Source organism: Pseudomonas sp. MF09150 (assembly GCF_059862355.1).
Genome location: NZ_JCBCUS010000018.1, coordinates 56,682 through 66,788 on the forward strand (window position 1 = coordinate 56,682; position 10,107 = coordinate 66,788).

The 10,107-nt window shown below is 57.8% G+C and carries 10 protein-coding genes and 1 pseudogene; 7 read left to right on the top strand and 4 right to left on the bottom strand.

The window, feature by feature from the left end; genetic code table 11:
- The first annotated feature begins 59 nt into the window (after window positions 1–59).
- The 7 genes and pseudogenes from AC19YX_RS34195 to AC19YX_RS34225 all read left to right on the top strand — a co-directional run.
- The gene (locus AC19YX_RS34195; protein WP_003151133.1) at window positions 60–437 is read left to right on the top strand and encodes a type II toxin-antitoxin system RelE/ParE family toxin; all 378 of its coding nucleotides are present in this window, start codon (window positions 60–62) and stop codon (window positions 435–437) included.
- Window positions 418–753, top strand: coding sequence for a helix-turn-helix domain-containing protein (locus AC19YX_RS34200; RefSeq protein ID WP_001172026.1), 336 nt, complete (start codon window positions 418–420; stop codon window positions 751–753). Before AC19YX_RS34195 ends, AC19YX_RS34200 begins: the two co-directional genes overlap by 20 nt.
- 14 nt (window positions 754–767) lie before the next feature.
- Complete coding sequence (locus tag AC19YX_RS34205; RefSeq protein WP_000741275.1) at window positions 768–1,103, top strand: hypothetical protein; 336 nt, start codon at window positions 768–770, stop codon at window positions 1,101–1,103.
- A gap of 23 nt (window positions 1,104–1,126) precedes the next feature.
- The gene (locus tag AC19YX_RS34210) at window positions 1,127–1,453 is read left to right on the top strand and encodes a hypothetical protein (protein WP_000091614.1); all 327 of its coding nucleotides are present in this window, start codon (window positions 1,127–1,129) and stop codon (window positions 1,451–1,453) included.
- Window positions 1,450–1,830: a hypothetical protein gene (locus AC19YX_RS34215; RefSeq protein WP_001054412.1), complete on the top strand. Its 381-nt coding sequence runs from the start codon at window positions 1,450–1,452 to the stop codon at window positions 1,828–1,830. Before AC19YX_RS34210 ends, AC19YX_RS34215 begins: the two co-directional genes overlap by 4 nt.
- Window positions 1,831–1,947: 117 nt before the next feature.
- Window positions 1,948–3,240, top strand: coding sequence for a cyclic di-GMP phosphodiesterase (locus AC19YX_RS34220; RefSeq protein WP_198834241.1), 1,293 nt, complete (start codon window positions 1,948–1,950; stop codon window positions 3,238–3,240).
- Window positions 3,241–3,406: 166 nt separating this feature from the next.
- A pseudogene (locus AC19YX_RS34225) lies at window positions 3,407–5,014 on the top strand (Tn3 family transposase); the annotation flags it as partial.
- 102 nt (window positions 5,015–5,116) lie between these two features.
- Here AC19YX_RS34225 and AC19YX_RS34230 read toward each other — a convergent pair.
- From AC19YX_RS34230 to chrA, 4 genes are all read right to left on the bottom strand, one after another.
- Entirely contained in the window at window positions 5,117–5,968 is an 852-nt protein-coding gene (locus AC19YX_RS34230; protein WP_017735064.1) for a universal stress protein, read from the bottom strand.
- Window positions 5,969–5,979: 11 nt separating this feature from the next.
- Window positions 5,980–7,467 carry a SulP family inorganic anion transporter gene (locus AC19YX_RS34235; RefSeq protein WP_017735063.1) on the bottom strand — a complete coding sequence of 496 codons (1,488 nt, stop codon included), beginning with the start codon at window positions 7,465–7,467 and terminating at the stop codon, window positions 5,980–5,982.
- A gap of 582 nt (window positions 7,468–8,049) precedes the next feature.
- Entirely contained in the window at window positions 8,050–8,355 is a 306-nt protein-coding gene (locus AC19YX_RS34240) for a PadR family transcriptional regulator (protein WP_017335982.1), read from the bottom strand.
- A gap of 10 nt (window positions 8,356–8,365) precedes the next feature.
- Window positions 8,366–9,571 carry a chromate efflux transporter gene (gene chrA / locus AC19YX_RS34245; protein ID WP_017735062.1) on the bottom strand — a complete coding sequence of 402 codons (1,206 nt, stop codon included), beginning with the start codon at window positions 9,569–9,571 and terminating at the stop codon, window positions 8,366–8,368.
- Window positions 9,572–10,107 lie beyond the last annotated feature (536 nt).

Here is a 10,107-nt window from a genome sequence, read left to right on the forward strand (position 1 = left end):
GACACCTCCTTGAGGTTGCCGCGTTTACATCATTACCTGAACAGGTATAAAATTCCGTCATGACAAACAAAGAAAAACCGCTCGAATGGATCGCGAGCAGCCACAAGGATTTGATGGCGTTGCCGTCCGACGTGCGTCGCCGTTTCGGTTACGCGCTCTCGTTGGCGCAGATAGGCGATCAGGATGACGCAGCAAAGGTGCTCAAGGGGTTCGGTGGTGCCGGCGTGCTGGAGGTCGTCGAAGACGATGCCGGCGGCACCTATCGAGCGGTATACACGGTCAAGTTTGCGGAAGCGGTGTTCGTCCTGCACTGCTTCCAGAAGAAGAGCAAGAGCGGAATCGCCACGCCAAAGGCCGACATGGACATCATCCGCGCTCGGCTGAAGGTGGCCGAGGTATTGGCACAGGAGCTACGAAATGCAAAAACGAATCATTGAAGGCGTCGAGGTTCAGCGCAGCTCGGGCAACGTCTTTGCCGACCTTGGACTGCCTGACGCTGAAAAGCTCAAGATCAAGACCGGCCTGGTGGTCGAGATCAGGAGGGCCATGCGCGCCCTTGGGCTGACTCAACAAGCGGCGGCCAAACGCATGGGCATCCCGCAACCGAAGGTGTCGGGCATGATGCGCGGCGACTTCACCAATCTATCCGAACGCAAGCTGATGGATTGTCTGAATCGCCTCGGCTACGACATCGAAATCAAGGTACGGCCAGCAGCCGAGCCGATCGGGCATCTAACGCTCGCAACCGCTTAATCGGAGCTCTCCTGATGGCAGCCCGCATCACCGACGACGAATGGGACGAACTGACTCCCGAGAATTTCGATACCACGGCACTGCTGCGTGCAGTCGATGCCGTGGACGTGCTGCGCGGCGATTTGAATGACAGCGCAGACGGCGCACCTCCGCAACTGCGCACCGACCTGTTGAAGCTGCATCAACTGGCAATGGCCGCGTTCAACGAGGGATCACGCAGCCGAGTGGCTGAGCTATTTGATCTCGCCGTGGATCTTCAGGATCAGGTTGATCATCTGATGACCTCGCTGGAACAAGTGCAAGAAACCCTGTCCCGGTTGACGGCGCTCTACCCAGAAAGCCTGTCCTGAATGTTCTTGGAGACAACCACATCATGAGCCGCAGCCGCCGCAAAACGCCCATCGTTGGGCACACGACCTGCCGTAGCGAGCGCGAGGACAAGAAACTCTGGCATCAGCGCTGGCGAACCCACGAGCGCACCGCGCTGGCCAGCGCGTCGCCGGAAGCTCTATGCGCCCATCTGCCTCTACTGGAAAACCAGGTCAGCAACGTCTGGTCGATGGGTAAGGATGGCCGCTCCTACTGGCCCATCAAGCGCCAGGCCGCCACGGCGGATCGCATTGCCAACCACAAGGGACGCAATCCGCAAGAGCGCGCCTCCCTGAAAAAGCGTCTGCTGCGCAAGTGGATGAGCAAATGAACCTGTCCACCATCGAGGCGCTGGCTATCGCTTGGGCGCGAATCGCTGAAGAAGCAGAACTCCCAGCCGGCTACGAGGGCACGGCGACGCCAGAGGCGCATCGGGCCTGCGAGGTGATCCAGGAGCGGATTCGAGAGCACGTCGTCGCCACCAATGACATGCGGCTGTTCGGCCTGCTGCACCTGCTTGGGCAGGCGTCGCTGCGCATGGAGCAAGCGCTGTGGCCGGAAGAATATGCGCGGATGACCCGCGAGGTCGAGGAAGCTCTCCGAGAGGCCGACGACCCCAACGCCAAGTCGTACACCCACGAAGAAGTCATGCAGGCGATGCAGGAACGCATCGACCGAGCGCGAGACAAAGCCATGTTGATCGGCTGACGGAAATTTCGGCGGTTCCGGCTGATCCAAGAATCTTGGCGTGACCTTACCTCCGCTCTACCGCTGGGTGCCAGCCTCGGCGCACGCCTAACCACCCAACTCAGAAAGGAAAATAAGTTGGTAAAACGCATTCCCGTATCCGAGCTTCGTCTCGGCATGTACATCCACAAGCTCGCCGGCTCTTGGGTTCGACACCCATTCTGGCGCGGCAGCTTCCTGCTGACCGAGCCTCAGGATCTCTCTGCCATTCGAGAATGTGGCGTCGGGGAGGTCTGGGTCGACTTGGCCAAAAGCCAAGTCGACCCAGAGAGCCCAGAGAGCCCAGAGAGCCCAGAGAGCCCAGAGAGCCCAGAGAGCCCAGAGAGCCCAGAGAGCCCAGAGAGCCCAGAGCCCAGAGCCCAGAGCCCAGAGCCCAGAGAATTGTCGGAGGAGCAATCTCTGCCGTCTAGTCCACTAAGCAAGAAAAGTGACGGCGCAACCTCAATGGAGAGCGAAATGTGTTATGCACGGAAACTCTGTCTTGCGGCCAAGTCCCAAGTCATGGACATGTTCCAGGAAGCCCGGCTTGGCAAGGCCGTCGACCCAAGCACGACGTTGCCGCTGGTCGGAGAAATCGCTGCCTCGGTGCTGCGCCAACCTCATGCCCTCATCAGCGTCGCACGCATCAAAACGCACGACGATTACACCTACCTGCACTCGGTTGCCGTCTGCGCCCTGATGCTATCGCTGGCCCGGCATCTCGATCTAGACGAGGAGCAAACGCGCCTGGCTGGCATCGGCGGACTGATGCACGACCTAGGCAAGGCCGCGATGCCGCTGGAAGTGCTTAACAAACCAGGCAAGCTCACCGATGCCGAGTTCGCCATCATGAAGCGCCACCCTGTGGAGGGCGCAAAGATGCTGCGCGCAGGCGGGGCCGAGCCCGGGGTGGTGGACATTGCCCTGCACCATCACGAGAAGATCGACGGAACCGGCTACCCGGATCGCTTGGCCGGTGACGCCATTTCACTCCTGGCCCGCATGGGCGCAATCTGCGACGTCTATGATGCCGTGACGTCGGAGCGAGCCTACAAAAAGCCGTGGGACCCGTCCGCGGCGATGCGGCAGATGGCCAAGTGGGAGGGCCATTTCGACAAACGCATCTTCCACGCCTTCGTCAAGGCCGTGGGCATCTACCCCGTCGGCTCCTTGGTTCGCCTGTCCTCTCAGCGTCTGGCCGTTGTCGTTGAGCCGGGAATGGAATCACTGCTGACTCCCAAGGTTCGCGTGTTCTTCTCGCTACGCTCGAGAGAGCCGATCCCGATGCAGACCATCGACCTGGCGGCCACGAGTTGCAAGGACAGTATCACTGGCCCCGAAGACCCGACGCTCTGGAACTTCAAGAACCTCGACGACTTGTGGATGGAATAGCCCCCACAAAACGACGGCCCCGTGAGGGAGCCGTTGAACATCGTCGAGCGATGCCCGTCCAGGGAGGGATGGCCGAGCTCGATTCTCCAGAAGGTAGCTGGTGACACGAGTGTTGAGCCCACCCAACTAGGGTGACGGAAATTTCTGGGGTTCCGGCTTACATCCCCTTGATGCACTACGCACGGCCCTACGCCGCCGCGATGTCTTTGTTGCACCCAGTTGGCGCTATGCCGACCCGCGTATCGGTCTGCTCGATGGTGCAGAATGGCTGTCGGCGCGACCGATCATCTGTCGCTCACTGGGCCTGACTGTGAACGCCAAAACCACCTTGGACGCCTTGTCTGCCGAGCTGGATGCGACTTGGTACGCAGTCGCCGCTCGCCTGCCCGACAATCCTGCGATCCAGTTGAGTGAGAATACAGAGGGCAAAACCGAGCTGTCCCTCGGAGCGCTGGAGAAGCTGGAAGAGCCCAACTCGTTGCTGCAACTGCGTGCAGCCGTGGCCGACTTGATGCCGCGTGTCGATTTGCCGGAAATCCTGTTAGAAATCGCCGCTCGTACCGGCTTCACTGAAGCCTTCACCCATGTGTCCGAACGCAATGCGCGGGCCGACAACTTGGTGACGAGTTTGTGCGCAGTGCTCTTGGGAGGAGCCTGTAACACCGGCCTGGAGCCCTTGACTCGCAACGACAACCAAGCGCTGCGCCGTGACCGAATGTCCTGGGTGAGCCAGAACTATCTCCGTGACGATACCCTGTCGGCAGCCAATGCCATTTTGGTGGCTGCGCAGAGTCAACTGGAGCTGGCTCAGGTCTGGGGCGGCGGCGAGGTGGCCTCCGCCGATGGCATGCGTTTTGTCGTACCTGTGCGTACCGTACATGCCGGCCCTAACCCGAAGTATTTCGGTACCGGCCGGGGCGTCACCTGGTACAACCTGATCTCCGACCAGTTTTCCGGTCTTAACGCCATTACGGTGCCCGGCACCCTGCGCGACAGCCTAGTATTGCTCGCGGTTGTGCTGGAACAACAGACCGAATTGCAGCCCACACAAATCATGACCGATACCGGTGCTTACAGCGATGTGGTGTTCGGGTTATTCCGTCTGCTCGGTTATCACTTCTGCCCGCGCCTGGCTGATGTCGGCGGTACCCGCTTCTGGCGCACCCGCCCGGACGCGGATTACGGCAAGCTCAACGGACTTGCTCGCCAGTCAGTCAAGCTCGACCTGATCGCCGAGCACTGGGATGACCTGTTGCGTTTGGCTGGCTCACTCAAACTTGGCCGAGTGCCGGCGACAGGCATCATGCGCACCCTACAAACGGGAGATCGTCCGACCCGTCTGGCCCAGGCGTTGGCAGAGTTCGGACGGATCGAGAAAACCCTGCATACGTTGACCTACATTGATGATGAGTCCAAGCGCCGCGCCACCCTGACCCAACTGAATCGCGGCGAAGGCCGACACAGCCTGGCTCGCGCCGTGTTCCATGGCAAACGAGGCGAGCTTCGCCAGCGCTACCGAGAAGGCCAGGAGGATCAACTCGGTGCCCTGGGCCTGGTGGTAAATATCATTGTGCTATGGAATACCCTCTACATGACGGCTGCCGTGGAGCGGTTAAAGCAGCACGGCTACCCGGTACAGGACGAAGACCTGGCTCGTTTGTCGCCGCTGATCTTCGAGCACATCAATATGTTGGGACGGTACTCCTTCGCGGTACCAGAAGAGGTCGCCCGAGGTGAGCTACGGCCACTGCGTAATCCAGACGACGATATTTAGGTGCGCAGGTCGAACTCAGTGGGCTATGTTGTCAGATAGCTTAGATGGGATTGACCACAGCATTTCTCAATAAGTAGAAACACTGTGGCTTAGAGAGTTATCTCAGCGCAGCAGCAATACAGGCATGGTGGCTGTTCGAAGCATCGTCGTAGTCGTGCTTCCTACCAAAAACTGCCTGATGCGTGAATGCCCATAGGCACCCATGACCAGCAGATCAATGCCGTGCTCTGTCTGATAATCGTGCAGAGCCGACTCCACCTCACCTTGTCTGATTTCAGCTTGGACTAGGAAGCCAGCCGAGAGAAGCATGCTTTGTGCTTTTCCCAGTGCCTCGTGATTGCTCACCGAATCTGCACCGACCGTAACAAGATGAATGGGCAAGTCTTTGCAAAGCGAACTGGCGGCAAACATTTGGATGGTTTTGTAGGCTGTGGAGCTGCCGTCAAATGCGAGCATCACCTTTTCGGGCTTTTTATAGCTGTTGGCTGTGATCAGGATAGGCCGGTGAATTGTTCGCACTACAGCTTCTATCTGGCTGCCAAGGCTGTGCGCGTTGCGTGAGTTGTCTTCACCCACTCTTCCTATCACCAACAGTCGAATATCCTCCTGAAGGTCGCTCAGACTTTCTACCAAGTGTCCGTGGCGCTGCTTCAGCTCAGGAAACGCAGCGCCGGAAATGACCGTTCGCTCCCTGGCCTTTTCCAGCATGTGTTGGCCCTGTTCCAGAGCGAGTCTGGCGCGTTGGGCATCCAATGTAGCCAGCTCCTCCAGCAGATGCTCTCGACTGCCGAGACCAATATTTCCACTTAGGTCAGCTGCTGCTGGGTATTTCTCTTCATCCAATACGTGAAGCAAGGTAAGAGGCGCGTTGAGTCGCTGCGACGCCCATGCTGCGTAGTCGCAGACCGCCAATGAGGATTGTGAGTTATCAATACATGCCATTACGTGGGTCATTGTCGATCTCCTTAGTGGCTCATGAGCTTGTCGATGGCGCCAGGTTTGTCATGCACGCCAAAGCGGTCAACGATTGTGGCGCTGGCCTCATTTAGACCCAGCACTTCAACCTCGGCGCCCTCGCGACGGAACTTGATTACCACTTTATCCAGCGCGGCGACGGCGGTGATATCCCAGAAATGCGCCTGTGTCAGATCGATGGTGACCTTGTTGAGCGCTTCCTTGAAGTCAAAAACTTCGGTGAACTTGTCTGCCGAGCTGAAGAACACCTGGCCTACCACGCGGTAAGTCCGATGCGACTCCGTCTCTTCAAGACTGCTCTTGATATCGAGGTAATGTCCGACCTTGTTCGCAAAGAACAACGAAGCCAGCAGTACGCCGACCAACACGCCGTAAGCCAGATTATGCGTTGCCACGACCACCACAACGGTCGCGACCATGACGAGGTTGGTCGACAGTGGGTGCTCTTTCAGATTGCGCAAGGAATCCCAGCTAAAGGTGCCGATGGATACCATGATCATCACAGCAACCAATGCAGCCATCGGGATCTTGGAGAGCCATTCGCCGAGGAAAACGACCATCAGCAGCAAGAAAATGCCCGCGCACAATGTGGAGAGACGGGTACGTCCACCGGATTTCACGTTGATGATCGACTGGCCGATCATGGCGCAGCCTGCCATACCGCCGAGCATCCCGGCAGCGATGTTGGCAATGCCTTGACCCTTGCATTCACGGTTTTTGTTGCTGGTGGTATCGGTCAAATCGTCGACGATGGTCGCGGTCATCATGGACTCAAGCAGACCTACTACGGCCAAGGCGGCTGAGTACGGGAAGATGATGCGCAGAGTTTCAACGTTCAGCGGGACTTCAGGCCACAGGAAAATCGGCAGCGTGTCCGGCAGTTCGCCCATGTCACCCACAGTGCGGATATCCAGACCGAGGTAAATAGCAATGGCCGTCAGGGCCAGGATGCACACCAGCGGCGAGGGAATCAGCTTGCCGATCTTCGGTACATACGGAAACAGATAGATTATTCCGAGGCCCACTACGGTCATGGCGTAAACGTGCCAGGTCACGTTGGTCAATTCAGGTAACTGCGCCATGAAAATCAGAATCGCCAATGCATTCACAAAGCCTGTGACTACCGAGCGCGAAACAAAGCGCATCAGAGAGCCCAGTTTCAGGTATCCAGCGAGGATTTGAAGCGCCCCGCAGAGCAAGGTGGCTGCCAGCAAATACTGAAGCCCGTGATCTTTTACCAGGGTGACCATCAGCAGTGCCATCGCACCGGTAGCTGCCGAGATCATGCCGGGTCGACCGCCGACGAAGGCGATGACAGCACAGATACAGAAGGAGGCGTAGAGACCGACCTTGGGGTCGACGCCGGCAATGATAGAGAAAGCAATGGCCTCCGGGATCAGCGCGAGCGCGACCACGATCCCCGCGAGCACGTCTCCACGGACGTTGGAAAACCACGTTTGTTTGAGCGATTGCAGCATCAGAATATCCAAGGCAATGCACCACACGCACACCAGGCAGATGGCGAGCGCGTCGATACGAATTCAAGTTGTGAGGATTATTTGGCTGTGTGCCTTGGGTGTAAAAACCGGGCATACAGCAGTACGCGACCGCGAGCGAAACTAGCGGAAGCGAGATGTTGCGAGGGGGCGTAGCGCTAAGGCGGCGTAGGCTGCCAGTAGATCGTTTGGAGTACAGTCATGCTGGTGTTCCTGTAGCTCAAGAGGTATGGCTGAGCGATAAAGTATACAGTGAAGATATCGTCAAATGCGACCTGCTGCCTCGTTTGGGTCAGTTCTTCCAGCCGTGCTGATCTCCCTAGGGCAAGTCTTTCTAGATTAAACCGCGACGAACTCCGCTGTCAGGCAGTGTACACATGGTGGAGAGATCAATTCAGATCCTCCTGGGGTCGATAGAGAAATCGGAAAAAATCGTACGCTAAGCATTCGGCCTGTCAGGTTGAGGCCATAGAGATTGACGCCTTGGCGTCAGAAAATGCAGAAAGCGGCCCTAGTCTGACGCGGTGCCAGTGAACCGCCTGACGCCGAGTTGAAGCCGTAAACTCAGCAACCTTCGATCAACTCGCCGAACAGTTCCTTAACCTTTGCACGTGCCTCGACCAGCGCAACTTGGCCTTGCTCAGTGATCTCATAGACACGCCGTTCACGTCGCCCGGTGCGTTCGTGGCGTGAGGTCAAATAGCCCTTCTTTTCCAGCCCGTGCAGCATTGGGTATACCGTCCCGGCGCTCAGCTCGTAGCCGTGTCGTTGCAGTTCTTCGATGATTCCCAGTCCGAAGACGGGCTTCTCGGCTGCATGGTGAAGTATGTGCAGGCGGATCAACCCGCCGTACAGGTCTTTATCTGTCATTTTTCGTGCCTCACAGCGCGATACTCAACAGCCAACCCGCTGCACCGCTGCCGACGACAACTAGCCACGGCGGGAGCTTCCAGAACATCAGTGCGACAAGGGCGACCAGGGCCAAGACAAAGTCTTGCGGCTGAAATATGGCGCTAGTCCATACAGGGTGATAGAACGCGGCCAGCAGCAGGCCAACCACCGCCGCATTGACCCCAGCCAGCGCGGCTTGCATGCCTGTATTGCGACGCAGACGCTCCCAAAATGGCATGGCTCCCACAACCAGCAGAAAAGAGGGTGCGAAGATAGCCAGTAGGCACACAATACCGCCGACCCAGCCAGAGGGAGCGGTGCTCATCGAAGCACCAAGGAACGCGGCGAATGTGAACAATGGGCCGGGCACCGCTTGAGCCGCCCCGTACCCCGCGAGGAAGGATTCATTACTGACCCAGCCGGAGGACACCACTTCGGCTTGCAGCAGCGGCAACACAACGTGGCCACCACCGAACACTAGTGACCCCACACGATAGAAGGCGTCCACTACCACCATCGTTGGACTTGGCAGCAATTTTGCCAAGATCGGTAGGCCAATCAGCAGGGCAAAAAATAACGATAGCCAAAGTGCGCCGGCCCGGTGACTGACCGTGATAGGTAGTGGGTCGTGCTCAACAGTATGTGCTGGCTTGAACAATAGTCGGCCTATGATGCCTGCGGCAGCAATCACACCAACCTGCCCCCACGCGGACGGTACGAGCAGGACAGCACAGGCGGCAATCGCCATTATTGTGACTCTCAGCCCATCCGTACACAGGTTGCGCGCCATGCCCCATACCGCTTGGGCGACTACGGCAACGGCCACCACTTTTAGGCCATGCAACGCGCCCGGCGAAACGGAATCCCCATAGTTGGAAATGCCCAGCGCGAACAGGATTAAAGCTACGGCCGAAGGCAGCGTAAAGCCTGTCCAAGCAGCCAGCGCCCCGCTATATCCAGCCCGTGATAGCCCCAACGCTATGCCGACCTGGCTGCTTGCTGGGCCTGGAAGAAATTGGCACAGCGCCACTAAATCAGCATAGCTGCGTTCAGACAACCAGCGCCGTCGTGTGACGAACTCGTCACGGAAATAGCCTAAGTGCACGATGGGGCCGCCGAAGGAGGTCAATCCAAGTCGTAGAAAAATAAGAAAAACCGACCATGGGCTGCGGTCATCGGTGGAGGTATTAGTCATGCGTTGGCCTACCTGATTTTCCACAGATTAATCCATAATAATCGAACTTCGATAACGAAATTCGATTTTATAGCTGCCCAAAACGACTGGAGTACCGTGCAATTCGTACTGGGTGTCGCAATGCAAGTAATCGATGTTGTGCTAGCCGCTGGTTTTGTCTGCTAGCACAGTTCATTAGCAAAACACGCTTGGCCTTAGCGTACGATTTTTTCCGTTTTCTCTATTGCCCCCCTCCTGGTCACTCCGAATGCAAATAACTGGTCAAGAATGCAGCCGGCTGGTCAATAACGGCGCCAATGGGTGGTCAAGTTGCGCAATGGTTTTATCGAGTCGGATGCCTGGGAAGAGGGCTCTGAACGGAGCTAGTCGGGCTTACGTTGGTTTTTGGTTCCATTGCTCCCCAAACCCCGTGAGCAGGTAGCGGGCCATGTCCAGCGTGGCAATCGGGGATGGCCGCCGTAGCGGGAGTGACGCCGCGAAGCTGGCCAGCAGCGAGCAGCAGTCCTCATTGGCCTCCCACGGCGGCAGCAGCATCG

Bases quoted from the DNA above. Each gene is read 5' to 3' on its own strand.
- AC19YX_RS34235 (WP_017735063.1), bottom strand. From the start codon at position 7,467: ATGCTGCAATCGCTCAAACAAACGTGGTTTTCCAACGTCCGTGGAGAC.
- AC19YX_RS34240 (WP_017335982.1), bottom strand. From the start codon at position 8,355: ATGACAGATAAAGACCTGTACGGCGGGTTGATCCGCCTGCACATACTT.
- AC19YX_RS34210 (WP_000091614.1), top strand. From the start codon at position 1,127: ATGAGCCGCAGCCGCCGCAAAACGCCCATCGTTGGGCACACGACCTGC.
- AC19YX_RS34200 (WP_001172026.1), top strand. From the start codon at position 418: ATGCAAAAACGAATCATTGAAGGCGTCGAGGTTCAGCGCAGCTCGGGC.
- AC19YX_RS34205 (WP_000741275.1), top strand. From the start codon at position 768: ATGGCAGCCCGCATCACCGACGACGAATGGGACGAACTGACTCCCGAG.
- AC19YX_RS34230 (WP_017735064.1), bottom strand. From the start codon at position 5,968: ATGACCCACGTAATGGCATGTATTGATAACTCACAATCCTCATTGGCG.
- AC19YX_RS34215 (WP_001054412.1), top strand. From the start codon at position 1,450: ATGAACCTGTCCACCATCGAGGCGCTGGCTATCGCTTGGGCGCGAATC.
- chrA (WP_017735062.1), bottom strand. From the start codon at position 9,571: ATGACTAATACCTCCACCGATGACCGCAGCCCATGGTCGGTTTTTCTT.
- AC19YX_RS34195 (WP_003151133.1), top strand. From the start codon at position 60: ATGACAAACAAAGAAAAACCGCTCGAATGGATCGCGAGCAGCCACAAG.